A 23804-nucleotide genomic window follows, 5' to 3' on the forward strand; every position below is an offset into this window, starting at 1 on the left:
CGCGCGCGTGTGAACCAGCCGACGCAATCCCGTCTGAAAGCGACCTGTGCACCGAAAGCGACGCGGCCGGCCGTTCTTCTTGCCGAAAATATCCTCGGGGGGGCGTTCAACGCAGTTGAACGTGGGGGGCAGATAGCCCCCCTTCGTTACTTGCCCAACGCCACGCCTTCACGGCGCGGATCCGCCCCGCCGCGCAGGCCATCCGGCCCGATCGAGATCGCATGCAGGCCCGATGTCTGCGCGCCAAGGCGCACCTCGTAGCCCAGTGCCCGCAGCGGATCTGCCAGGGCCTCGGCCTCGGTTCCGGCCTCAAGATCGTAGATGCCGAAACGATTCAGCAGATGACCTGTGGCAACCGCCTGCTGCACATCCATGCCCCAATCCAGATGGGCGATCAGCGCCGAGGTCACATAGCCGATGATCGAACTGCCGCCGGGACTGCCAAGCACCAGAACCGGCTGGCCGCCGCGCCGCACGATGGTCGGCGCCATCGAGGAGCGGGGCCGCTTGCCCGGCGCGACCCGATTGGCCACCGGCACGCCATCCACGTGGCTGCGAAACGAGAAATCCGTCAGTTCGTTGTTCAACAGGAACCCGCCTGCCATCAGCCGCGCGCCAAAGGCGTTTTCGATGGTCGACGTCATCGACAGCGCATTGCCGAAGCTGTCCACGATCGAGATATGTGTGGTCGAGGGTTGCTCCAGCGTGATCCCATCGGCCAGGTTCAGCGTGTGATCGAAGGCAGGCTGCCCTGCCTGCGCCTCGGGCAGCACCCCGCCCGCGGTGATCAGCGCCGCGCGCTGGCGCAGATAGGCCGGATCCAGCAGGCCCGCGACCGGGACCGGCACAAAGTCGCTGTCGGCCAGATAGCGGGCGCGATCCGCGAAGGCCAGGCGGCTGGCCTCGCCGATCAGGCGCCAGCTTTCGGGATCCGACGGGCCCAGCGCGGCCAGATCCGTGGCCTCGAGCATGCCCAGGATCTGCCCGACCGCCACGGCACCGGACGAGGGTGGCCCCATCCCGCAGACCTCGTGCCCGCGATAGGGGGCGCAGACCGCCGCGCGTTCCTTGACGCGGTAGATCGCCAGGTCCAGCGGCCCCAGCAGGCCGGGATTATGCGCAGCCCCTCGCACGGCCTGCACGATCACATCGGCCACGGGGCCGGTATAGAATGCGTCCACGCCACGCTCGGCCAGGCCGCGCAGGGTCTGCGCATAGGCAGGATTGCGCAGCATCGCGCCCTCGGCCAAAGGTTGCCCTTCGGGCAGGAAATAGCCTGCCGTCACCGGATCCACCGCCAGACGCTCGGCATCCGCGGCCACCAGCATGGCCAGGCGCGGCGACACCGGAAAACCGGTGTCGGCCAGACGGATCGCCGGGGCCAGCAGATCACCCCAATCGGCGCGCCCCCAACGGGCATGGGCGGCGGCCATCAAGGCCGGTGTGCCGGGCGTGCCCACGCTGCGCCCACCGACCACGGCGTCAAAGAATTTCAGCGGCTCCCCCTCGGCGTCCTGGAACAGCCGTGGGGTCGCCTCCAGTGGTGCGGTTTCGCGACCGTCCAGCGTGGTGATGGCGCCTGTCGCCCCATCGTGCCAGACCAGAAAGGCCCCGCCCCCCAGCCCCGATGACTGCGGTTCGACCAGGCCCAGCACGGCCTGCACGGCGACCATGGCATCGGCGGCCGTACCGCCGGCGGCCAGAACATCCGCCCCGGCGTCCACAGCCAGCGGATGGGCTGCCACGACCATCCATTCACGGGCCTCGACCGGCCGGGTGTCGGCCTTGGCCTGCAAGGCTGCGGCAACCCGGTCCGAGGTCACCACCCGCCCTGCACCACCGCCTTCGGGCGTGATCCGGTCCGAGGCCTGTTGCGCCAGCACCGGCGCGGTCAACAGCATGATAGAGCACAGCAGAGTTGCCAGACGCATGTCAGCCCCTTTCCTGCGGTCGGGCTATCGCACCGATCCGCGTCACCGATGACAGCCGGGCGGCCCTCACAGCATGGACGGCACGACCTGATCAGGGGGGCGGTGCCCATCGGCAAAGGTCTTGATATTGATGATCACTTTTTCGCCCATCTCGGCGCGGCCCTCGCGCGTGGCCGATCCCATATGCGGCAGCAGCACCACGTTGGGCAGATCACGCAGGCGCGGGTTCACATCCGTGCCGTGCTCGTAGACGTCAAGGCCCGCCCCGGCCAGCTCACCGGCGGCCAGCATCCGGGTCAGGGCATTCTCGTCGATCACCTCGCCACGCGATGTGTTCACGATCACCGCATCCGGTTTCATCAGTTTGAGGCGTCGTGCGTTCATCAGATGAAAGGTCGAGGGCGTGTGAGGGCAGTTGATGCTGATCACGTCCATGCGCGCCACCATCTGGTCCAGACTTTCCCAATATGTCGCCTCGTAGCGATCCTCGATCTCGGGGCGCAGCCTGCGGCGGTTGTGATAATGGATCTGCATGCCGAAAGCCGCCGCGCGGCGCGCCACGGCCTGCCCGATACGGCCCATGCCCAGAATGCCAAGACGCCGCCCGCCGACGCGCCCGCCCAGCAGGGCCGTGGGCGACCAGCCGGTCCAGCGCCCCTCGTTCATGATGGCAAGCCCCTCGGGCATGCGGCGGATCACGGCCAGCATCAGCGCCATGGTCATGTCGGCGGTATCATCGGTCAGCACACCGGGCGTGTTCGACACGAGGATGCCGCGCTGGCGGGCCGTCGCCACGTCGATGTGATCGACACCCGCGCCGTAGTTGGCAATCAAGCGCATGTTGGGACCGGCCTGCGCGATCAGTCCGGCATCGATCTGGTCAGTCAGGGTCGGCACCAGCACATCGGCCGTGGACAGCGCCTCGACCAGTTCGGCACGGGTCATCGGCGTGTCGTCATCGCGCAGTTGCACGTTGAACAGTTCCTTCATCCGCGTCTCTACCGCTTCGGGCAAGCGTCGCGTCACGACAACACTCAGACGTGCAGTTGGCATTCAGGCCCTCCCCTTCTTTCCAAATCAGCTGCTTGGTGGCAGAGTGAAGGATGAACCGGCGGGGCACAAGAACCCCATTCCAGATTTCACCCGGTCAGAGCGGATAGAAGGCAGGCATTGGGCATGACACAGCTGAAGTTTCGGGCGGATCGGGGATTCGTCCGCGCATACCGGATGATCGCGGCGCTTCTGGCGCTGCTGCTTCTGGCGGGGTTTACACCGCATGCCTATGGCGCGGAACGCGGCAGCGTCACGAACCTGCCCTTGCCGCGCTACGTGTCGATCAAGTCGGCTGAAGTGAATGTGCGGCGCGGCCCCTCGCTGACGCACCGCGTCGACTGGGTGTTCAAACGCAAGGACATGCCGGTCGAAATCACGGCCGAGCACGGGCATTGGCGCCGGGTGCGCGACCGGGACGGTGCCGGCGGATGGGTCCATTACTCGCTTTTGTCAGGAAACCGGACGGTCATCGTCGATCAGGACATGCTGCCGCTGCTCAGCCGCCCCGAACAGAACGCGCCGGCCTCGGCCCAACTGGAACAGGGCGTCGTGGCGCGGCTGGACAGTTGCAACACCGAGTGGTGCCGCCTGTCAGCCGGCGGGTATCGTGGCTGGGCCCCGAAGAAGGCACTCTGGGGTGTCAAAACCGACGAGGTTCTTGACTGACACCGGATGCGATCTTTTCCGTCTGAAAGAAGCATGGATTTTTTCCAGATCGGGACTTGAACCTGCATCGCAGTCAGAGTAATCACCCCCTCACGTTGGGGCGTGGCCAAGTGGTAAGGCATCGGTTTTTGGTACCGTGTACCGTAGGTTCGAATCCTACCGCCCCAGCCAACTCACCTTAGACAATACGTGCCTGGCCGAATGGTCATTGGCTGTGTTGCTCAACTGGCCTGTGCTCCAAGCGGTGGCACAGGTCACAATGCATTTGAGCATCCGAAAACAACCATAGATGTCTATACTTGGCTGCACCGCGACGCGTCACTTCGCAAGCCAGGTAGTAAACTATCGGAAAAATTGCGACACTTACGAACTGCAGCAGGCACTATCGATGATTCGTCCGTGCAGAACTCAGACTCCGTCAATGCCCGCCGTCAAAGACAAAAAAATAAAATCAATATATGATTGTCTTTAACAGCCCCCCAACTCTACACATGGAAAATCATGCGCAACCTTGAAAAGTCCGAGAAAATTGCGTTATCAATGATTGTTATTATTGGTTTGTCCAGCTTTTTACTTGCTCTGAATGGCAGATTGCAAGCACAGAAAGAGGGAATACTTTACCAACTTATTGACAACCTTTCATACGAAATCGGGTATTCCGGCCTGATACATCATTTCAAGAACGCAGTCCTTCGGCCAAACGAACCAGAATACCTTGCTCGCGCCAACACGGCGGGCCAGAACGCGCTGGATATACTCGACAAGATCGAACACGCTGCAATTGATCTTGGTGTGCTGGAAGGCACAACAGGCCTCGAAAACACCCGCGCCATGATTGCCGAGTATACCGCGAATATTGGCGTGGTTTCTGATGCTCATGCTCAAGGCAAATCAGTTCAAGAAGTGGATGATTTGGTGAGGGTCGATGACTTTCCCGCAACCCAGGAAATCAGCAGATTCCGGCAAGAAGTTTTTTCGAGCATGGCCGCCAAGAGGCTAAATTTAAACCTTGCAGAAGCCGCTCTATGCATAATGATTGCAGCATTTTTCGTGATGTACATCATCTGGACCGACAACCAGCGCGCCAACCTGCTGAAGGAAAAACTCCGGTTAACAAGGCAAAATATCGAGTTGAAGTCTTTTGCCGATGAGGCCGCTCATGAGTTGCGAACGCCGATCGCTCAAGTTGTTACGGCGAGCGATCTCATTCTCGAAGATGCCCCGGACGCAAGCGGTCAGGATTATCAAATCGTCGGAATGATCAACCGGATTGCAAACGACATGTTAAACCAGGTCAACAGCCTCTTGGAGTATAGCAGATACAGCGACAAGAAGGTGGTAAAGCAAAATTTCAGCATGCGAGACCTGGTGCGCGGCATCGCAGCGGACCTGTCCAATGCCAGGAACAAACAACATTCGATCATCGTGAAAGACATGCCTGACGTTCCTGCCAATGCGGACCTGTTCAAGCGCGTTTGGTCGAACCTGATCCAGAATTCCATCAAGTATACCAATCAGGGCGCACCGGCCGAGGTCATGATCTATGGTGACACCTCCGGCAGCGACACACGGTACTTTATCGAGGATCGCGGAATTGGAATTGATCCGAGCAGGGCAGACGATATTTTTGGCTACAAGGTTCGATTGCACGAAGGCGACAACGACTATGACGGATATGGGATTGGCCTTGCCTTGGTGCGCTCAATCATCAACCGGCATGGCGGCAAGATATATCTCGACAAAAACTACCAAACGGGCGCGCGTTTTTGCATCGTGATGCCGTCGACTTAGTTGGACAGCGCGCACCGCCTTGTCGTTGTCCTCATTGAGGGTCCTTGGCCAATCGCGGCGATACTTACGTTTGTCAGTACAAAACCCTATGATCAGCCGGCCAGAGTATGTGCCTTGCAGGACGGTCGGATTTGACGGTTACCTGACACTCTCAGGGTTATTGAACTTCCTTCGCAGGGCCACGGAAATGCAGGATTCCTCCATAGACATCGGTGACTTCGAAATCTCGGAAGCAGATCGGCTCGGCGTCATATTCTTTGATGCCGTGCGTGAAGGGGCGGCTGAATTCTACACGATCGAGCAACGGGAAGTTTGGGCCGCGACGCCCCCTTCGGGGGCAAACTGGGCATCGCGGCTGGCCGCCCAGACAACCTTGGTTGCGCGCAAGGCCGGGTTGCCCGTTGGCTTCATGACCCTGGACACCAATGGCTACATAGATCTGGCTTTCGTCGCACCGGGGCAACAACGACAGGGCATAGGTCGAAGTCTTTACGCGCGGATCGAGAGACTGGCGCGAGACGCCGAAATGCCCCGCCTGCATTCGCAGGCAAGCCACCTTGTTCGGGGCCTTTTTGAGCAGCAGGGCTGGGAAATCATCCGCGCGCAGCAGATTGAAAGGGCCGGCGTCACACTGACGAACTTCCTGATGGAGAAGCATCTCCAGGACTGAGGTCAGCGCGCCGAGATTGCGCAGCATTCAGAACAAGGCTGACCTTCAGACCCGACCAAAGACATGGCGCTTCGTCCGCATGGCCATCCTTGGTGAAACCGGGACCAAACCTGCCCCACCTGCCCCATCCGGAGACCATCTGTCACGCAAGCCGTTCGGTTTGATCGTCCTCGATGAAGGCGTATGAATGGGTGTTTATGTCGCCGCTCCAACGCCAGATCGCGACAAAGCCTTCCGACCCGGTGCGAAACGCATGCGGCAAGAGGCTGGGATGATGGATCATGTCGCCCGCACCCCGCAGCCGGGTGTCGTCTCCGGCAGTCCAGAGAGCCTGACCCGCAATGATCACATAGGTCTCGTCGGCATCATGTATGTGCAGCGGATAATAGCTGTCGGGCCGCATGTAGACCAGGCCCAACCTGACATCCGGTGCAGGGATCGGCCCTTCCGGCCCCATCAGCGTCAACACGCTTATCATGGCCGCGATACCTGGTTCGGTATTCTCTTCGACAGGGTTCCCACCCCAGGGCAGGATATCCTGCGCCAGCAGAACCGCGCGTGCCGCAGGGTGAACGCTGTCCGCCAGAAGCGCGCGTATTGCCCGATCGAAAATACAGGGAACCGCAGCATCAAAGGCAACCGGCGATGGCGTCACCATCAGTGTTTTCGCGGTATGTGGCCCCGCTGGATCAGCTTCGGCCTCGTAGACCTCGGCCAGCGCCCTGAGCATGTCCTGAAAGGCTTCGTTCTGCACCATGGCCCGATGACTCCGCGTGTCAGCAAGGCTTGGTCGGTTCTTCACATGCGATCTGCAAGGAAAGCGACAAACAAGGGTCGGAATCACATTCCGGCAAAGGGAAGAACAGGTGCAACCTGTCCGGGAACAGCATCATGGTTGCCGGCTGCGGCAGCCGGCGGCTTTGATCATTTTCAGGGCAGCGGGGGACAGCTGTCTGGGCTAGGCCGCAACGGGGGCCAAGGGCAGGCTGAAGGTGAACCTGCTGCCCTTGCCTTCGGTGCTTTCAACCTCGATCTGGCCGCCGTGCATCTCGACCAGCCGTTTCGCGATGGCAAGCCCCATGCCGACCCCGCCTTCGCGGCGCTGACCGGACGAAGAGACTTGAAAGAACTCCTCGAAGATCGTGCCGATCTTGTCGTCCGGAATGCCCTTGCCACTGTCGGCGATGGTCACACGCGCAAACCGATCGCCTTTCGACGAGGACACATGCACACGGCCACCTGCCTCGGTGAATTTCACGGCGTTGGAGAAAAGGTTCGCGATAATCTCTTTCACGCGGTCCGGATCGGCAAGAACCTGCAGGTCGCTCCGCCGCTCCACCTGCAGGGCGATGCCCTTCTGGCGCAAGATCGACTCGTAACCGCTGATCGTGTGATCGACGAGGTAAGGCAGGTTGCACACCTTCACGCTGAGAGGGGCCGCTTCCACGCCGATCTGAACATAGTCGAGCAGACCGTTGATCAGGCGACGCAATTCCTGCCCGGCGCCCAGCATCCGGGTCAGAGCATCCTTTACAAATGCATCCTTCCTGGCATCGCCGGTCAGGGGCGGATCAAGCTCCAGCAGCCTTCCGAAACCGGTGATCGTTGTCAGTGGCGTTCTCAATTCATGGCTCAGAATGCTCATGAATTCGGTTTTCGCATTGCTCAGGCGTTCGGCTGAAAATTGCGCGTCCTTCAGCTCCGTCACATCGAACCGGACACCAACAAGATCGCCAGTCTGGGTCCGACGCGACAGACGTCTGATCCAACGGCCATTGGCAAGCCTGACTTCCGTTGCATTCGCCTCGCTTTGGCTTGCCCTGACACTTTCGGCGATCCAATCGTCTTCCATGCCCTCGGGTGCGTTGAAGATGCCATGCTTCAGACCGGCGCGCAGAATATCCTCGTAGCGCATGCCCTTGTGCAGGATCGATCCATAGCCGAACATGTCCGTGAAGGTGTCATTCCAGTGCACCAGTTGTCCTTGGTTGTTGAAAATCACGAACCCCGCGGACAGTGCATCGATAGCTTTCGCCATGCGGTCTTCCTTGCGGCGATGACTGAGGGTGCGCTTGACGTTGAAATGCACCATCAGCATGAGCATGGCGATGATCAAGGCCACCAGCGCTCTGCTTTGGGTCACCAGCGGCAAGGTCGGCCATCCGTCGGCCGGGACCACCGCGATGGACCAGGCCACATCATAGGTATTCAGGACGATCACGAGGGGGTCGTGTTGGTAGACATCCGTATCCCCGAAACTGCCGAAGCCACCTAGCGTGAAGGCAACCCTGTAGTTAGCCATCTGTCTTGCGTTCTGTCCCAGTTGCGCGAGAAGCATGTCCAGATTGATCGCAACGGAAACAAGGCCTTCCGCTTCGCCATTCCGGTTTTCATACCTCTGCCTGACCGCAATGGCGCGAGGCCCCTGAATAGAAAGGAACGGGTGGGACACATGGGGTGTCTGCTTGGCCAGTGTTGCTTCGGCATCGGCGAGTTGGTTGGGAAAGTCGCGATAGTCGAAACCGACAAGGTCGCTGTTGGTATCAAGCGGATAGACATGACGCACCACAAGGTCCGGCGCCATGACCAAGCTCATGATTGCCGGTTGATTGCCTTGTGATCCGTATCCTGTCGCATCTATGTCCTCGAACATGCGCGCACCAAGATTCTGGAACATCTCGCTGTTCATGTTCGGAAATCCTTCTGCGGCGGTGACAAGCCGGCCCAGGACAATGGCATTCGAGTTGATGCGCCGATTGAGGTCTTGGAGGATATCGGTGGCAACCTGAGACGCTTCATTGCGCGCGATCACATCCAGACGGTTCCGGTCCAACTGATCCAGCAGAAAGCCGATGAACAAACCGATCACGAGGACTGCCAAAAGCAGTCGCCCTTCTTCCCAGATCTCTTCCTTCGATCGCATCCGTTTCCTCGCGTCTTCACCTTCACGTCACATCACCAGCACAACTCCAAATTTTTCGTTCGAGAAAACTTTGCCCCCGCAGCGTGCCAAAGCACCTGCACATCTTGTGCATCCATCAGGCGACAGCCCCGCGAAGGGAGCACCATGAGCAAAAAAGATCAGGGGAAAAATGGAACGAAGCGGCAGCAACTGCCGTTCATATTCTGTAAAACCGTATCGGCCAGGACCAAAGACCTATCCTTTGGAGGGATGATCGCCACAAAAAGATCAGATCACGTGTCGATCAATGACCCCAGCCTTTTAGCTTGGTATCTTTGGATGCGACCATGTGGCAAGGCGTCAAAAGATAGTTTCAGAAACAGTCTGTTTCTGAGGCATTTTTGACAACAAAATCAGAAAAAAACGCAATTTTTCAGGAAATCCTTCCAGAAACCAGGGTTTTTGCGGCGACCTGTGCGCGAGCCAAGACGGAAAGCCACCCAAGTCGGCCCCTCAATTCCTGCGCAGACAGTCCCCTTCATGGCCAGGACAGGCACCCGGCCGTCAGCCCGATCCCTGCTTGAGCTTGGACGGGGCCGCGCCAAAGCGTTCCCGAAACCTGCGCGAGAAATGCGAGACGGATTCAAATCCGCAGGCCGTCGCGATCTCCTGCAGGGTCATGTTCGTGGTGCTCAGCAGGTTACGGCCGCGATCCAGACGCAGACCGCGATAGAACTCGGCCGGCGCCTGCCCTGTCGCATCACGGAACAGGCGCTCCAACTGCCGTCGGGAATACCCGGTCGCCACGGCAATGCTGTCCATCGTCAGCGGATCCTCGATGTGCCGGTTCATCAGCGTGATCGTCGCGACCAGCACGGGGTTGCGCGAAGACATCAGCGCCGCGACAGAACTGCGCTGTTCCGGCTCAACCCCCAGCATGACGGTGCGCAGACACATCTCGGATACCATTGCGGCGAAATCGCTACCGTGATCCTCTGCGATGATCGACAGCATCATGTCGGTCGAGGCCGCACCGCCGCCGCAGGTCATCAGTCGCCCATCGATCTCGAACCGGTTGATGGTGGGGTTCAGCGCGGGAAAGGTTTCGACAAAGCTGGGTTGGTTTTCCCAATGCAGGGTAAAGCGCCGCCCTTCGACCAGCCCGGCCTTGGCAAGCGCCACCGCACCGGTGCAGATACCGCCGACCAGACCGCCGAAGCGGTGATGGCGCTGCACGGCCACGACCACCGGGGGCGCGGCCGCCGCCATGGCCGGATTGCCCGCGCAGACAAAAAGACGCGCATCCTTGCCGACATTGTCGAGTGTCCCGGACGCGCCCACGGGGATACCCGAAGAGCTGAGAACAGGCGCGCCGGTTTCGGACAGGATTTGCCATCGGTAGAGCGGCCGTTGTGACAGCTGGTTGGCAATCCTGAGCGGTTCAACCGCCGCGGAAAAGGCCAGCAGCGTGAAACCCGGCACCAGAACAAAGGCATAATGCCGCGTGGGGCCGGGGTCCGGCACCGGGAAATAGGCGGCTCCGATCGGCACCAGTGCTTCAAAATCAGACATGGCCGCCCCCTTGCGTCATAGCGGTATACTCAAGCGCGTTTCGGGGCATCCGGTCAAGAAAGCCGGCAAGCAAGCCCCTTGCGTCCACCTGCGTCAGCGTGCGCCCCATGTGTCGGACAGGCGATATCCCTGCGGCCAGGGATCGGACGGGTCCAGCATGTGCTGGTGGATGCCCGTGATCCAGCCACGCCCCGATATCTCGGGCTGAATGGCAGGCAGCGCCCCGACGCTGGTTTCGGCCAGTATCTGACCCGCGAAGGTCGATCCGATGATGGAGCGTGCCGTCAGCCGATCGCCGGTCTTCATGATGCCACGGGCGTGCAGGACGGCCATGCGCGCCGACAGTGCCGTGCCGGTGGGCGAGCGGTCCACCTTGCCCGGCTGGATCGCGACCGCAGCGCCCGCCTCAAGACCCTCTGCCCCTTGCACCAGCGGCCCCGCAAAAAGGCAGAAGGAGATATGCCTCCAATCCGGATTTTCGGGATGGTGAAACCCGATCTGCGCATTCGCCGCATTGGTGATCCTGACGCCCAGACGCGCGATGTCATGCGCCTCGTCTTCCGACAGCGCCAAGCCCAGGGCTTGCGCATCGACAATGACAAAACTGTCCCCGCCGTAAGCCGTGTCAACGGTCAGAGTACCCAGGCCATCGACGTCGAGTGTGCCATCAAGCGTTGCCGCGAAGGACGGCACATTCTGCACGAAGATACGTTCGGCCTTGCCGTTTCTGCAGGTGGCGCGCACGCGGACAAGACCGCCGGGCGCCTCAAGCACAAGATGCGTTTCGGGTTCCTGCATCGGCACAAGGCCCGCATCCAGCAGAACGGTCGCCACACAGATGGAATTGGACCCGGACATGGGCGGCGTGTCTTCGGGCTCCATGATGATCCAGGCCGCCTGCGCCGCGGGATGTTTGGGCGGCACCAGCAGGTTCACATGCCTGAACACGCCACCGCGCGGCTCGTTCAGCATGAAGTTGCGCAATGTCTGGTCACGGGCGATGAAACGGCTCTGTTCCCAGATCGTATCGCCCGGTGGCGGCAGGACTCCGCCCACGATGACATCGCCCACCTCGCCCTCGGCATGGGCGGAAATGACATGGATTGTCTTGCTGGATCGCATCTTTGGTAAGCCCCCCTGGCATGCGTGACGACGCACAGGCGCACGTTCTGGACGCGCCGTCATCCCGAATGACAGCATCGACAGAACAGCGATGCAAGAGCGCCGCCCATCGGAACCGGATTGCATGGCTTCATGTCGCGGACATCCTATTTTGCGGACGAATGGAAAAACGGGCTTCGGGGGCGCCACGGCCTGTCATTCAGATGACGCAGGCGCAGACCCCGTACTGCAAGGTGATCCGGGATGGTGGCGCCCGCCACGCGTGCGGTGGACGCCCCGGTCAGAGCGATCCCGCCCCCCGGATGAACAGCACGCCGCTAAGATGTCTGCGGCGACTGTTGGGCCGCCAGTCGCACCGGCGGGTTGTCCAGACCATCGCGCATCGCGGGCAGTCCGTCGTCGGGCGGCAGGTCCGCGTTGACATGTGGGCGCAGCGGCAGGACCAGCGAAAATGTCGTACCCTCGCCGACATGGCTGTCAAGGCTGATCTCGCCGCCCAACTGGCCGACAAGCCGCTTCACGATCGCCATGCCCAACCCGGTTCCGCCATAGGTGCGTGCGCTTCCCGGTCCGGCCAGTTCGAACTCGTCGAAAATCGTCGATTGCAGATCTTCGGGGATGCCTTTCCCCGTGTCGGAGACGCGGATCACCACATGCCCGTACCTGTTTTCCAGAAGATCGATACGCGCATGGCCAGCATCTGTGAACCGCACCGCATTTTCGAAAAGCGTGCGCAGGATGGAATCGATCACTCGTCTGTCGGACATGTAAAGGCGGCCGTGCAACTGATCATTGAACTCAAGTGTCAGCCCCTTGCTGTCCGCAAGCTCCCTGTATGCCTCGACCACGCTCCTGCCGATATCGGACAGATCAAAGGTCTCTTCGGCGAAGGTGAACAATCCGGCGTCAAGTTCGGCAAGTTCAAGAAAGTCATTGACGACATTCATCAGGCGCGCGGTCGAGGAGGCCAGCAGATCGAGAAGTGCTGCGTTGTCGCCCTTTCCAAGCCCGAAGGTCCGCATCAGATCGATGGATCCGTTGATGGCCGTCAGGGGCGTGCGAATTTCGTGGCTCAGATGCGCCAGGAAACCGCCCCGCGCGGTGTTCAGCTTGAGCAGTTTGTCCCGGGCCTTGACCTCTTGCATCCTGTGGACCCGTGCCGCGATGACCGCGTCCAGACAGAAAGCAAGACGACCCAGAATCTCGACCTGTGCGGCAGTCCAGGGTTCGGGATGAAGTGCCAGGCAACACAGTGCGCCCACAACTTCACCCGAGGTGCGGTGAATGGGCACCCCGATGTAGGATCTGAATCCCGATGCGCGGACATGCGGATGATCCCTGGTCATCGCATCGACAAACATGTCGGGGATGACGATGACACTTGCGCCAGACAGCACGAGCCCACCCAAATAGTACTGAAGCTGGGTCAGCGTCGCATCTTCCAGACGGTTTGCGACACCTTCACACTGTGATGAAAATGTCCGCATTTCAGGATGCTCCAAGATCGTGACGCAGGCAGCCTGTGCGTTCATCGTCTTGATTGCGAGATTGATGATATTCAGGATCCCTTGATCCATGCCAAGAACCTTAAGCCCCGCTCCACAGCCGGAGGCGCAGATGGAATTCTGGATGTGCACATCGATCAAGGGGTCGCACCGACTTAAACTGACGGTATCTGCCTGCTTTTTCTGACAGGTATGGAGGCCTGCCGGACAAAGATCACACCCCTTAGCGTGCGCGGCCAACCTATGCTTGCCCGTTGTTTTGTCAACGGGAGAAGACGCCGGAATCGCCCTTTTTTATGGCTCAAATTCGCCGGCCGTGCCCGCTGGGCCGCCTGGGTTCCGGGCGCTGTCGATGGCCTGAACGCGCCCCTGTTGCCATCGCTGTCACGTGGCATCCTCGGGGCTTTGGACGCGCCGCGATCCTGTCGATCCGATCAGGCCTTGCCTCTTGCCATTCCGTTGATCAGATCCTGCCACTCCTTCCCGACGACGGACTGGTCGAACTGTCTTGCGCGTTCGGGTCCGCGGGCCGAGAATTGCGCCCGCATGTCCGGATCGCGCAGCAATTGACCCAGCGCCTGCGCCAGGGCCTCGGGATCCCTGGGCGGAACAAGGCGGCCGAATTCTCCGCCTCCCAGCACCTCTGCCGGACCGGACAGGCAATCCGTCGCGACGACCGGTGCGCCGCACATCAGCGCTTCGGCCAGCACAAGACCGAAGCCTTCGAACTCGGACGAGAGGGTAAACACGGTGGCGCGGGCCATGTAGCGATGCGGGTTGGTCTGGAAGCCAAGGAAATGCACCGTGTCATCCAGCCCCAGCCGGGTCACCTGGTCCTTGATCACATAGAGCAGGCTGCCCTCGCCGATGATGACAAGGTTGTGGTCGATCCCCGCCTTGATCAGCCTGTCATGCGCCTCGATCAGATGCGGATAGCCCTTTTGTTCCTCCAGCCTTCCGACCATCAGCACGACGGGCTTGTCGAACAGCTTTTCATGTTCGGGCGGCAATGGCACTGCTGCGGCGTCAAGTATCGCGTCGCAGGGGATCATGTTCAGGATCGTCGTGATCCTGTCGCGGGGGATGTTGAACAGCGCGCTGAAATTGTCGCCGGCCCCGGCCGAGCAGGCAACCAGCCGATCTGCCATCTTGTAGGCCCGCAACGCCAGCATCTGCCGCCAGCTGACTTCCTCGCTGAAGGGGCGCCAGTCGATGTGAATCCAGCCCAGGAACGGTTTGCCCAGCAACTTGGCTGCGATCAGTCCGCTGGTTGATGCCCGCCCCTCCAGGCCGCCCAGGATGATATCGAAGGACCGCGACCGCGCGATGGTTCTGGCGATCAGTCCGGGCAGATCGCTGCGCTTGTAGGGCCGGTCCTGCAGAAATTCGATCTCATCGGGATCGCAGACCTTTTCGACCTCGTCCAGAAAGGCACCAAGCCGCTCCTGCACCAGAAGCAGCGGCTTGAACCTGGTGCGATCCAGATTGTAGAGGAAATTGACCACGATCCGTTGCCCACCCCCGCTGATCAGGTTGGGCAGAAGGATGAGAATCTTGATCCGGCCGTCGTTCTGCATCAGATCACAGTCCCCCTCGTCAGATGTTCGGCTCCGGCCCGGCTTTTCTTGAGGCACTCAAACAGTTTGAGGGCCGTCGAAGTGGCATTGAACTTTTCATCCACGCGCCTGCGTGACGCCTTGCTCAGATCAAGTGCAAGGTCCGGATGTCTCAGGACCTTTTCCATCGCCGCCACCATCTCGTCAGGCTTGCCGTAGCTGACCAGCACGCCATTGTCACCGTTGACCACCAGTTCGGAATTTCCGCCGACATCGGTGACGACCACCGGTGTCTGCATCGCCATGGATTCCATGATCGCAACCGAAATGCCTTCGTTCTCGCTGGCCAGGGCAAAGATATGCGCCTTTGCCAACTGTGCCCGATGTTCGGTTTCCGGCACAGCCCCCAGAAGGGTCACATGCGACGCCGCGCCCCGATCTGCAATGAACCGTTCCAGCGTGTGCCGGTAACCGCTGCCGCCCTGTTCGTCCTCGCCCGCGATGATCAGGTGACAGTCGATGCCCCGCTCGCGCAGCATCATGACGGCCTCGATCAGCTTGTCATGCCCCTTGATCGCGTTCAGGCGCCCGCAACTGTAGATCCGGCACACCTCGCCCGATTGCCAGGGCTGATAAGGCGTCACGCGCTGCATCTCGTTCAGGTCCACGCCGACCGGAACGATCTCGACTACCGCCGGCAAGTTTCCGGCCAGACGGTCCTGCACGACATCATAAAGCAGCTTCGACATGACGACGCCAAAGGCCGCATGCCGCCACTTGCTGCGCTGGTTCGGTCCGTACAACTCCAGCGTCGGCCCCAGCAAGGACAGGCTGTAAGGGATCCCCGACAGGAACGATGCGAACATGGCAAGGTTGGCCGAGTTTGCGCAGGACTGCACATGCAGATGCTCAATCCCGTCCTTTCGCATGATCCGCGCCAGCTTTGCCGCGGCGGCGACCATGAGACAAAGCCTCAGACGTTCGGCCCAGGTGCAATCATCCGCCGTCAGGGCAATCTTCAGGCATCTGGCAATCCTCACAGGCCCCGCTCGCAGCAGTTCGGCCATGATCGCAAGGATGTCGCGCGATTGCAGGGGCAACAGATAGGTGGTTCGCGCCTGAGCCTGCGCAGCCCAGCCATGGACGTTGATCCGCACCGGGGGACGCTTGGTCGAGATCAGCCTTGAATTGACACCAAGCTCTTCCAGCGCGCGGATCTCGCGCCAGAAAAACGCATGGGTCTGACCCGGAAATTCCGGCGCCAGGTAGCCCAGTCTTGAAATCATGTGCGGCTCTTTCACTCGATCTCGAGCGAGGCCTTCGGCGTCCAGATGTTTCACGAAAATTCCTTGCCAAGCTCCGATCTGACGGCAGTGATGATCCTTTCGACATCGCCATCATCCAGCTTTGCAGACAGCGGCAGCGACAGTGTTCTGTCGCTGATCCAGGAGGCATTCGGGAAATCCTCGGGGACCAGCCCGAAGCGTTCGCGATAATACTGGTGAAGGTGGATGCCACGGTAATGAACGCCCGTTCCGATCCCGCGGTCGCGCAGACGTGCGATCAGGGTGTCCCGGTCGGCGGGCGGGTTCGGGGTGTCCACCATGATCGTATAGAGATGCCGCGCATGGCGCGTGTCTGCCTGTTCGGGCGCGGGCAGGATGCAGGGCAGGTCGGCAAAGGCCTCATCATAGCGGCGCCAGATCTCGTTGCGCCGTTCCAGCCAGGTTTCGATCTTGGCAAGCTGCACCAGCCCGAGTGACGCCTGCAGATCGGTCATATTGTACTTGAAGCCGGGAAATGTGACCTCGTAATGCTTGTATCCCTTGTCGCTGAACCGGCTCCATGCATCGGCGGACAGCCCATGCAGCGCGTATTGCTTGACCTTGTCGATCAGATCCGGCCGGGTCGAGGAGATCATGCCGCCCTCGCCCGTGGTGATGTTCTTGGTCACGTAGAAGCTGTAGCAGGTCAGTGGGCTGATCGCGCCGATGCGACGGCCCTTGTATTCCGCCTCGATCGCGTGGGCTGCGTCCTCGATCACCAGCAGGTCATGCCTGGCCGCAATCGCGGCGATCGCGTCCATGTCGCAGGGCCTGCCCGCGAAATGAACCACGATGATCGCCTTCGTGCGTGGTGTGATCGCCGCTTCGATCGCGGCGGGGTCGATGTTCATCGTGTCGCGTTCGACATCGACAAGCACGGGCACCGCACCGGCGTGAATGATCGAGTTTGCGGTCGCCGCAAAGGTCAGGGCCGTCGTGATGACCTCGTCACCCGGTCCGACACCGGCGACAACCATCGAAAGGTGCAGGGCCGCTGTGCATGACGCGACCGCCGCAGAATAGGGCGCGCCCGAATAATCGCGCATCGCCTTTTCGAATTCCTGCACACGCGGGCCGGTTCCGATCCAGGCCGAACGCAGTGTTGTCGTAACCGAGTCAATTTCCGCATCACCCAGCAGAGGGCTGCCGAAAACAATGAATTTCTGTTCGTTCACAATAGCTTCACCTGCGCCAAATTCGACTCATCGCCGCACATTCAAAGATCAGCCCATAGTAGAACTTACAAATATCGATATGCACATTAATTCTTATTCAGCTGCCGGATCATGCATAATATGCTTAAGGCTGTTAAAACTGTTTCCTTTTTGAATGCGCTGCGCCCCGGCGTGGAGGGCCAGGGTTCCGTGCCGATATGGCAAGGGCGATGTAAGGGGACGATGGCCGCCTGTCCGGCGTCAGTGCGGGGTCAGCTTGCGGATGTGTCGTAAAGTCCGGGCACGAGGCCCTCGGCCAGCGCCTTCAGATCTTCCGGCGAGGTTCCGGCAGGCTGCACCGGGCCGTAATAGACATCATAACTGCCACCGAGCTTCGCCAGTAGTTCGGAAACATAGCGCAGGGACGCCACCGTGCGTCCAAAGTCATCGTTCCCCCCCCTGAGGGCACGCGCCAGTCTCCGGGTGCGGTAGTAATGGACGGAATTGCGCATGTTCGCCGAGGCCGGCACGATCGGCGCATTGGTTGCAGCAGAAGTGCGGGTGATGCCCGAACGCCATGGCGGCTCGACAAGCAGGCCATCCTTCATGTCCGGCACACGTCCCGACCCAAAGACCAGAAGCGCGCCACCGTCGTTCAAATGCCCCAGCATCCCCTCGCGCGTCTGGCGGGATGTCAGGACCCTGTCCTTGCGATCAAGATCCACGGCAACGATGCGCCCGGCCCCAAGAAAGCGCTCTGCCTCGCGGTTGGCCACGACCTTGAGGTCGGGCCGATGATCCAGCAGCGCGCCGGCATGGGCGATGAAGTCGAATGTACCGATCGGATGGGTCGCCCCGATGACAACGGCACCCGAGGCCGGGATATTGTCCAGCCCATGTGCCGTGATCCGGGTGCCCCCCTTCATCGCCAGCACGGCCTTGACCAGGTCAGGCCCGGTTCTGTCGCCCAATTCGATCAAGACCTGTTCCGTCTCGCGCAGGGCAAAAAAGGCCTGCCCCATGAAGGTCTGGCAGATCGTATCCACGCCCTGCATGGCAAGCCTGAGGGCTTTCAGCCGCAGATCGGCCCCTTCCGCAATGCGCAAGCGCGCACGCAAAAGGTCGTCCATCGGGTTCTGTTTCCTGGGTCTGACCACGCTGTTCCCCGCGCTTCGGATCGATCTTCCGGCTAGGCTAGCACAGCATTCCCGCGCCCACATACGGTTCAGTACAGGCCGTCGCAACCCTGGAAGACGCGGCATCACAATGAGCCATTCCAAAGCGAGTCATTGCGTGTATCATCAAGGGCAAGCGGGCCCAAACGCCTGACCATCTGCCGGTTCGGCAGCCTGACGCGAGAAACGGCATCATGAACAACCAGATGATCACAAGCATCGACGAGGTGATGCTGAACTTCTCGCCCACAAGTCTGCAGATCCTGAATGCGGTTCTGGCGATCGTGATGTTTTCCATCGCCATCGACCTCAAGCCTGCGGATTTCAGACGCCTGGGACGCGCGCCGAAACCTGTCCTGGTCGGATTGCTCTCGCAATTCCTTGTCTTGCCCGCCCTGACCTTTGGCCTGATCCTGGTGACCGCGCCGCAGCCGTCGATTGCGCTGGGACTGATCCTTGTCGCCGCCTGTCCGGGTGGCAATATCTCGAACTTCATCACGCATCGGGCGCGGGGGAATGCGGCGCTGTCCGTGTCGATGACGGCGTTTTCCTCGGTTGCCGCGATCGTTCTGACACCGTTGAACATCGGCTTCTGGGGCAGCCTCTATGGCCCCACGCGCGAGATCCTGCAGAAAACCTCGATCGACCCCGTTTCGGTGGCGATCACCGTGGGGTTGATGCTGATAACGCCCTTGTGCCTCGGCTTGCTGCTGAACGTCAAACGACCCGACATCGCCGCCCGTCTGCGGATGCCGCTCCAATATGTTTCGATGGGGATTTTCCTGGGCTTCATCGCCCTGGCCCTGGCCGCGAACTGGGCGCTTTTCCTGCAATTCTCGGGGGGTGTCGCGGCGCTTGTCTTCATGCACAATGCCCTCGCCCTGTTTGGCGGCTACGCCATGGCGACCCTGATGAGGCTATCGGATTTTGATCGCCGCGCCGTCATGATCGAAACCGGCATCCAGAACTCAGGCCTTGGGCTGATCCTGATCTTCGGCTTTTTCGGGGGACTTGGCGGGATGGCGGTGGTGGCGGCCCTGTGGGGGGTGTGGCACGTGATCACCGGCATTGCTCTGGCCGGGCTTATGGCGCGCACCGAAGCCGCGCGGTAATCCGCTGTGCAGCCCCCCGTGGGCGCAGCGTCAGACCAGTTGCTTGTTCGGGAATTGGCCGAAGATTAGATGCATCCGAGGAAAGAGGCCTCTGAAGCAGCGGTTTCGCGTGTTACGGCCCTGAACCGGCGTCAGAGACGCTGTGGCGGTCCCTGTTTGACCCGCGAAGACGATGTTTTCGAAAAAAGCCATGGTCCTGATGCGCTATTCCTATTTCAGGTTCAATCGTCGGATGCGCGCCTCGAGAAACGCCTTGCGCGACCAGACGGACCCTGACTTCGATCTTGTCGTGCGCGGCTCCGAGGGCATGGCCGATCAGGCCTGCTTGGCCTCACGCTCCACCGCATCCAGAAAGGCCGCGAAATTGCGTTTGGCCTGCGCCCAGGGGAACTTGAAATAAGGATCGGAGACCTGCCACCCCGGTCCGTAATTGAGGGCAAGCATCGCCTCGGGTTCTTCCGGGACAGGCAGACCGGTCACGGCGCAGGGCTTGGTCGGAAGGACCTGTGCCTCATCCAGTTCGCCATAGGTATGGGGATAGACGAAAACGCGCCCCCCTTCGATCCACGCGGGGAACAGATCGACCATGTAATCACCGGCGGACTTGGCCTTGAGGATGGCAATGTCCTTGGGATTGTAATGCTCTTCCGAGAACAGGCCCATGCCGACCAGTTTGCCGCGCAGTTCGATCCATTCGCGCGCGGCGGCCTCTGCATCCTGCGCCTTCATCACGAACGCCAGATCAATGTCGTCATCATGCGCGATCAGGGCCTTGTCGCGGGTCACCCCCAGAAGCGTGCCCGAGTTCAGAAAAACCCCCGGCCCCAGATCGTTCAGCCGCGCGACGGTTCCCCGCAGGTCATTCCAGATCGCGTCGTGATCCATCGACCCAAAGGCCTTGGGGGCAAAGCCATGCGCCAGCAGGACATCGCTGCCGATCGCATCCTTCAGAAATGTCTCGAAAGCGTCGAAGAGGTGAAGCTCGCCGTTTTCGGCCCGCTTGTCGCGCAGGAACCGCAGTGATTGGCGCGTCCGGGTCGGTCGCATCTGCGCCCCCATGTACAGCATGATCGTGGCCTCGAGGTTTTCCACCGTCCGGCGGCGCGCGGGCGACAGATGCTCCAGCTCATCGATATAGACGTAAGGGTCGAACCCCGCACGCGGCGTTGTCAGCTGCGTCAGCGCAATATCCCTGATCTGCTGCTCGCGCTCGCGGCGCTGCCATGGTCGCATGTTCTTGATTGTGTCGTTCACTGGTAATCCCTGCCCTCATACCTGACCCGGGATGCACCTGTTTCCAATCGCCTGAAAACGGTGCCTGCCCGCACGGTTCCGATCCTGTCGCAGGATAATTCAACTTTCGATACGAAAAGAAAAGCTGCCATCGCATCGACAATCCGTGGCCACAGGACCATCACGGCCAGGGCGAGACCCCGATCACCGCAGGGTGCAGCGTCAGCAGCAGCCCGTAAAGGCCAAGCCCCAGGCACAGCCGCAGCAGCGCCCGGCCTTGATTGGCGGGGCGGGGCCAGATCGGCCCGGCCGCCATCGCCACGACCAAAGCGTGCCAGCGGGCGCCCATGTCACGCTGGCGGCGCCGGTCGATCATCCGCATGCCCACAAGCGCGAAAATCAGGAAAAGGCCGAACAGCAGCGCATGGGCCAGATCGCCATTGGCCACCAGATGCGCGCCCGTCCAGATCGCAAGGGCCACCAGCAAGGGGTGGCGCATCCGGCGGATGATCCCCGGATGAGCCGGATCGAACGCCACATTTGAGGTGCCTCCGAAGGAAAAGGGGTTCGGCCTTGCAATCGCAAGACCAAGGATCAGGCAGGCAGGCAACATCGCCAGGATCGGCAGATGCCTTTGCCACGACGCCTTTTCCCAAAGCGGCACGAAGGGCGCCCGCCCTGCCGCTGCGATCAGCCAGGCCAGCATGGCAAGTGACAAGACGGAATAAGCCAGGGTGAACCCCTGCGTGCCAAGTCGCGCCACTAGCCATGGCCGCAGCGGCGGACGCACCGGCAGCGCATGTGTCAGCAGGAAAAGGCAAACCACGCTACCGAACTCGCCCCATGCCATATGGCCGCACTTTCACTCGCTGTTTTCCCAAGGGTCACCAAGGCCCCGTTTCGAACAGCCTAAGACAGACCCCATGATCCTGCCAGACACCTGGCAAAGGCAATCACGCAGATCGCGCAATCGCCTTTGCCCTTTGCACATTGCACATTTCGGCAACTCGCCACAAAGACGCGGCCACCACCGCGGCAGGCCGCGCCGACAGGCTTACTCCTGAATGGAGGCGATGAATTCGACCAGGGCCAGAATGCGGGACCGGATGAAAGTTTCCTCGTCCGTCGGGCCATAGTAGAAACCAAGGTTCCGGGGCGCCGCACGGGAATAACGCAAACCCCACGCCGGCATGTCAGTGCTGCCATGCGCACCGCTTGCCCCTTGCCCGTCTATTGTCGCGTAGATCTGCGATACCGGGAAAACACCGCCGTTGTTTTTCTGAACCTGTGTCAGGTCGGGCAACTTGGAATTCAGATAGCCCGCAATGACACCGTCCCCCTTGCCCGCAGGGCCATGGCACTGCGCGCAACTGTTCATGTATTCGGCCTCGCCGATTGAAAGCCCATCAGCCTGACCGGCCAAGGGCAATGCACCAAGAACCACCGAGAAAGCCACTGCACTGAAACGTCTCATGTCTGTTCTCCTCCTTGATGTGATCTCCCCGATCACATTCGAAATCATAGATGAGTTCCGAAAGACCGGCCTTGTCGCAGATCAAGGCATGCGGAAAACGGGCATGGTCCCAAGGGCGCAGACAGCCGGCCCTTAGCCCAAAGTGAGCGCGATCCAGTCGACGGCGCGGGCGGGTGTCGCGATCTCGGGATAGCTTTTCTCGGGAATGTCGATGCCAAGCCGGGCGTGCAGGGCCGTTACCAGGTTGAGGATATCCATGGAATCAAGACCCAGATCATCCTGAAGATGCGCGTCGGGCTGCACCGTATCGGGATCGATATCGGGGGCCACATTGACCAGTTCCTCTAGAAAACAGGCCCTTATGTCATCCTTTGTCATGGTCTCTCCGGGCTGTGCAGATGGGTTTCGAAGGCGGCGATGAAGCGCGACACAAGGCGCCCATCCAGGGCGCGGTGATCAGCCGATACTGTCAGGGTGATCAGAACGCGCGGCTTTACCGTGCGCCCCACGACCCAGGGTCGGACATGCGGCGCGCCGATGCCGACCAAGGCCACCTGCGGCGGAAAGATGACCCCGGTCATGGCCTCGGCCCCGGTCTCGCCCAGGCTGGAAAGGGTCAGCGTGCCTTTGGTCATTTCCGACGCCCGCAACCGTCCGGCGCGGGCGCGCGTGACAAGATCGCGCATCCCCGCCATCACCTGCGGCAGCGTCAGGGTTTCGACCGACATCATGGCCGGCGCAACCAGACCGCCACCCCGCAAGGCGATGGCGACACCCAGATTGACGGTCTGCGCCGGAGCAAAGCCGTCGTCGACCCAGTGGCCATTGATCTGCGGCACATCAACGGCAGCGCGGGCCGTCGCGCGCAGGAAGACCGCGCCGGGCAGGATACGCTCGGCCGGGGGGCGTTGCGCGTTCCACCCGTTCAACCGGTCCATCACATCCTGGATGTCGATCGTCTGGGACAGGTAGACATGCGGGATCGTCTGTTTCGACCGGGTCATCGCCGCCGCGATGGCGCGGCGCATCTCGGTGCCCGGACCTGGCCTGATATCGCCGCGCGGTGTCTTGGCGGGCTTGGTCGCGGACAAGGCGGACGCCTCGACATCGGCCAACAGGATCGCCCCGTCCGGGCCCTGCCCCGTGATCTGCGACAGATCGATGCCCAGCGCATGCGCCCGCGCGCGCGCCGCAGGCGACGCGGCCGCCCCAACAACGCCAGCCTTGCGCACGGGCAGATCGGCAGGCGGTGGCCCCTGCTTGGCATCATTGTCCAAGGTTGCAGCCGGCAAGGCCACTGCGGGCAGGTCCGGTGGTGCGGCCTCGTCTTCCGCAAGGATCAGCGCCATCGGCGCACCGACGGGCAGGTCCTGCCCGATCGTGGCGATCAGACGCTGGACGGTTCCAGCCTCGAAGGTTTCAACCTCGATTGCGCCTTTCTGGGTCTCGACCACGGCCACGACATCACCGCGCCCGACCACATCGCCGGGGGCAACCAGCCATTCCACAAGCTGTCCCGCCTCCATGTCGGCACCCAGCGATGGCATGGTGAACATGCCCATG

General features: G+C 61.1%; 21 protein-coding genes and 1 tRNA gene. 6 read left to right on the forward strand and 16 right to left on the reverse strand.

The genetic code is table 11. The annotated features are described in order from the left end of the window. Positions 1 to 146 precede the first annotated feature (146 nt). On the reverse strand, positions 147 to 1931 hold the full coding sequence (gene ggt, locus ACMUJL_RS07110; protein WP_375569375.1) for a gamma-glutamyltransferase: 1785 nt from the start codon (positions 1929 to 1931) through the stop codon (positions 147 to 149). A 66-nt stretch (positions 1932 to 1997) separates the two neighbouring features. After that, positions 1998 to 2984, reverse strand: coding sequence for a 2-hydroxyacid dehydrogenase (locus tag ACMUJL_RS07115; RefSeq protein ID WP_375569373.1), 987 nt, complete (start codon positions 2982 to 2984; stop codon positions 1998 to 2000). A 123-nt stretch (positions 2985 to 3107) separates the two neighbouring features. Here ACMUJL_RS07115 and ACMUJL_RS07120 point away from each other — a divergent pair, with 123 nt between their 5' ends. From ACMUJL_RS07120 to ACMUJL_RS07135, 4 genes are all read left to right on the forward strand, one after another. Continuing rightward, entirely contained in the window at positions 3108 to 3650 is a 543-nt protein-coding gene (locus tag ACMUJL_RS07120; protein ID WP_375569371.1) for an SH3 domain-containing protein, read from the forward strand. A 96-nt stretch (positions 3651 to 3746) separates the two neighbouring features. Next, positions 3747 to 3821: transfer RNA gene (locus tag ACMUJL_RS07125), tRNA-Gln, on the forward strand. A 330-nt stretch (positions 3822 to 4151) separates the two neighbouring features. Next, entirely contained in the window at positions 4152 to 5441 is a 1290-nt protein-coding gene (locus tag ACMUJL_RS07130) for a sensor histidine kinase (protein ID WP_375569369.1), read from the forward strand. Positions 5442 to 5628: 187 nt separating this feature from the next. Further along, positions 5629 to 6111, forward strand: a complete 483-nt coding sequence (locus ACMUJL_RS07135; RefSeq protein ID WP_375569367.1) for a GNAT family N-acetyltransferase — start codon at positions 5629 to 5631, stop codon at positions 6109 to 6111. 142 nt (positions 6112 to 6253) lie between these two features. Here ACMUJL_RS07135 and ACMUJL_RS07140 read toward each other — a convergent pair whose 3' ends face one another. Continuing rightward, a complete protein-coding gene (locus ACMUJL_RS07140) occupies positions 6254 to 6868 on the reverse strand; it encodes a dimethylsulfonioproprionate lyase family protein (protein ID WP_375569365.1) in 615 nt (204 codons plus the stop codon). A gap of 201 nt (positions 6869 to 7069) precedes the next feature. Beyond that, positions 7070 to 9034, reverse strand: coding sequence for an ATP-binding protein (locus ACMUJL_RS07145; protein WP_375569363.1), 1965 nt, complete (start codon positions 9032 to 9034; stop codon positions 7070 to 7072). Between the two features lie 144 nt (positions 9035 to 9178). On the opposite strand from ACMUJL_RS07145, the gene ACMUJL_RS07150 reads away from it, so the two are divergent. Beyond that, a complete protein-coding gene (locus ACMUJL_RS07150) occupies positions 9179 to 9418 on the forward strand; it encodes a hypothetical protein (protein WP_375569361.1) in 240 nt (79 codons plus the stop codon). A 159-nt stretch (positions 9419 to 9577) separates the two neighbouring features. Here ACMUJL_RS07150 and ACMUJL_RS07155 read toward each other — a convergent pair whose 3' ends face one another. From ACMUJL_RS07155 to ACMUJL_RS07185, 7 genes are all read right to left on the reverse strand, one after another. Then, positions 9578 to 10585 (reverse strand): GlxA family transcriptional regulator, encoded by a 1008-nt coding sequence (locus ACMUJL_RS07155; RefSeq protein ID WP_068287371.1) that lies wholly within the window; start codon positions 10583 to 10585, stop codon positions 9578 to 9580. Between the two features lie 93 nt (positions 10586 to 10678). Beyond that, the gene (locus ACMUJL_RS07160; protein ID WP_375569359.1) at positions 10679 to 11707 is read right to left on the reverse strand and encodes a trans-3-hydroxy-L-proline dehydratase; all 1029 of its coding nucleotides are present in this window, start codon (positions 11705 to 11707) and stop codon (positions 10679 to 10681) included. A gap of 317 nt (positions 11708 to 12024) precedes the next feature. Further along, the gene (locus ACMUJL_RS07165; protein ID WP_416914206.1) at positions 12025 to 13284 is read right to left on the reverse strand and encodes an ATP-binding protein; all 1260 of its coding nucleotides are present in this window, start codon (positions 13282 to 13284) and stop codon (positions 12025 to 12027) included. Positions 13285 to 13646: 362 nt separating this feature from the next. After that, positions 13647 to 14789 carry a glycosyltransferase gene (locus ACMUJL_RS07170; RefSeq protein ID WP_375569355.1) on the reverse strand — a complete coding sequence of 381 codons (1143 nt, stop codon included), beginning with the start codon at positions 14787 to 14789 and terminating at the stop codon, positions 13647 to 13649. Beyond that, complete coding sequence (gene epsE / locus ACMUJL_RS07175) at positions 14789 to 16054, reverse strand: exopolysaccharide biosynthesis GT4 family glycosyltransferase EpsE (RefSeq protein WP_416914207.1); 1266 nt, start codon at positions 16052 to 16054, stop codon at positions 14789 to 14791. The genes ACMUJL_RS07170 and epsE overlap by 1 nt, the downstream gene beginning before the upstream one ends. Before the next feature lie 50 nt (positions 16055 to 16104). Beyond that, complete coding sequence (locus ACMUJL_RS07180) at positions 16105 to 17268, reverse strand: DegT/DnrJ/EryC1/StrS family aminotransferase (protein WP_375569351.1); 1164 nt, start codon at positions 17266 to 17268, stop codon at positions 16105 to 16107. A gap of 251 nt (positions 17269 to 17519) precedes the next feature. Then, positions 17520 to 18377, reverse strand: coding sequence for a hypothetical protein (locus ACMUJL_RS07185; RefSeq protein WP_416914208.1), 858 nt, complete (start codon positions 18375 to 18377; stop codon positions 17520 to 17522). A 251-nt stretch (positions 18378 to 18628) separates the two neighbouring features. Between ACMUJL_RS07185 and ACMUJL_RS07190 the strand changes: the two genes are divergently transcribed. Continuing rightward, the gene (locus ACMUJL_RS07190; protein ID WP_375569347.1) at positions 18629 to 19534 is read left to right on the forward strand and encodes a bile acid:sodium symporter family protein; all 906 of its coding nucleotides are present in this window, start codon (positions 18629 to 18631) and stop codon (positions 19532 to 19534) included. Between the two features lie 315 nt (positions 19535 to 19849). Here the strand turns inward: ACMUJL_RS07190 and ACMUJL_RS07195 are convergent, their stop codons facing one another. The 5 genes from ACMUJL_RS07195 to ACMUJL_RS07215 all read right to left on the reverse strand — a co-directional run bounded on the left by ACMUJL_RS07195 (position 19850) and on the right by ACMUJL_RS07215 (position 23803). Next, positions 19850 to 20788 (reverse strand): hypothetical protein, encoded by a 939-nt coding sequence (locus ACMUJL_RS07195; RefSeq protein ID WP_375569345.1) that lies wholly within the window; start codon positions 20786 to 20788, stop codon positions 19850 to 19852. Positions 20789 to 20948: 160 nt separating this feature from the next. Further along, positions 20949 to 21617 (reverse strand): NnrU family protein, encoded by a 669-nt coding sequence (locus ACMUJL_RS07200; protein WP_375569343.1) that lies wholly within the window; start codon positions 21615 to 21617, stop codon positions 20949 to 20951. Positions 21618 to 21821: 204 nt separating this feature from the next. Further along, positions 21822 to 22241 (reverse strand): c-type cytochrome, encoded by a 420-nt coding sequence (locus ACMUJL_RS07205; RefSeq protein ID WP_068287346.1) that lies wholly within the window; start codon positions 22239 to 22241, stop codon positions 21822 to 21824. Positions 22242 to 22373: 132 nt separating this feature from the next. Beyond that, positions 22374 to 22619 carry an acyl carrier protein gene (locus ACMUJL_RS07210; protein WP_375569340.1) on the reverse strand — a complete coding sequence of 82 codons (246 nt, stop codon included), beginning with the start codon at positions 22617 to 22619 and terminating at the stop codon, positions 22374 to 22376. Beyond that, positions 22616 to 23803 carry a dihydrolipoamide acetyltransferase family protein gene (locus ACMUJL_RS07215; RefSeq protein ID WP_375569338.1) on the reverse strand — a complete coding sequence of 396 codons (1188 nt, stop codon included), beginning with the start codon at positions 23801 to 23803 and terminating at the stop codon, positions 22616 to 22618. The genes ACMUJL_RS07210 and ACMUJL_RS07215 overlap by 4 nt, the downstream gene beginning before the upstream one ends. Position 23804: the final 1 nt, after the last annotated feature.

The sequence above is a fragment of the Seohaeicola sp. genome (assembly GCF_048006315.1).
Taxonomy (GTDB): Bacteria; Pseudomonadota; Alphaproteobacteria; order Rhodobacterales; family Rhodobacteraceae; genus Seohaeicola.

Excerpts from the sequence above, each read along its gene's own strand:
- ACMUJL_RS07210 (WP_375569340.1), bottom strand. The coding sequence starts at position 22,619 with ATGACAAAGGATGACATAAGGGCCTGTTTTCTAGAGGAACTGGTCAAT.
- ACMUJL_RS07200 (WP_375569343.1), bottom strand. The coding sequence starts at position 21,617 with ATGGCATGGGGCGAGTTCGGTAGCGTGGTTTGCCTTTTCCTGCTGACA.
- ACMUJL_RS07145 (WP_375569363.1), bottom strand. The coding sequence starts at position 9,034 with ATGCGATCGAAGGAAGAGATCTGGGAAGAAGGGCGACTGCTTTTGGCA.
- ACMUJL_RS07155 (WP_068287371.1), bottom strand. The coding sequence starts at position 10,585 with ATGTCTGATTTTGAAGCACTGGTGCCGATCGGAGCCGCCTATTTCCCG.
- ACMUJL_RS07150 (WP_375569361.1), top strand. The coding sequence starts at position 9,179 with ATGAGCAAAAAAGATCAGGGGAAAAATGGAACGAAGCGGCAGCAACTG.
- ACMUJL_RS07140 (WP_375569365.1), bottom strand. The coding sequence starts at position 6,868 with ATGGTGCAGAACGAAGCCTTTCAGGACATGCTCAGGGCGCTGGCCGAG.
- ACMUJL_RS07205 (WP_068287346.1), bottom strand. The coding sequence starts at position 22,241 with ATGAGACGTTTCAGTGCAGTGGCTTTCTCGGTGGTTCTTGGTGCATTG.
- epsE (WP_416914207.1), bottom strand. The coding sequence starts at position 16,054 with ATGATTTCAAGACTGGGCTACCTGGCGCCGGAATTTCCGGGTCAGACC.
- ACMUJL_RS07215 (WP_375569338.1), bottom strand. The coding sequence starts at position 23,803 with ATGGGCATGTTCACCATGCCATCGCTGGGTGCCGACATGGAGGCGGGA.
- ACMUJL_RS07185 (WP_416914208.1), bottom strand. The coding sequence starts at position 18,377 with ATGGACGACCTTTTGCGTGCGCGCTTGCGCATTGCGGAAGGGGCCGAT.
- ACMUJL_RS07170 (WP_375569355.1), bottom strand. The coding sequence starts at position 14,789 with ATGCAGAACGACGGCCGGATCAAGATTCTCATCCTTCTGCCCAACCTG.
- ACMUJL_RS07190 (WP_375569347.1), top strand. The coding sequence starts at position 18,629 with ATGATCACAAGCATCGACGAGGTGATGCTGAACTTCTCGCCCACAAGT.
- ACMUJL_RS07120 (WP_375569371.1), top strand. The coding sequence starts at position 3,108 with ATGACACAGCTGAAGTTTCGGGCGGATCGGGGATTCGTCCGCGCATAC.
- ACMUJL_RS07160 (WP_375569359.1), bottom strand. The coding sequence starts at position 11,707 with ATGCGATCCAGCAAGACAATCCATGTCATTTCCGCCCATGCCGAGGGC.
- ACMUJL_RS07130 (WP_375569369.1), top strand. The coding sequence starts at position 4,152 with ATGCGCAACCTTGAAAAGTCCGAGAAAATTGCGTTATCAATGATTGTT.
- ggt (WP_375569375.1), bottom strand. The coding sequence starts at position 1,931 with ATGCGTCTGGCAACTCTGCTGTGCTCTATCATGCTGTTGACCGCGCCG.
- ACMUJL_RS07165 (WP_416914206.1), bottom strand. The coding sequence starts at position 13,284 with ATGGATCAAGGGATCCTGAATATCATCAATCTCGCAATCAAGACGATG.
- ACMUJL_RS07115 (WP_375569373.1), bottom strand. The coding sequence starts at position 2,984 with ATGCCAACTGCACGTCTGAGTGTTGTCGTGACGCGACGCTTGCCCGAA.
- ACMUJL_RS07135 (WP_375569367.1), top strand. The coding sequence starts at position 5,629 with ATGCAGGATTCCTCCATAGACATCGGTGACTTCGAAATCTCGGAAGCA.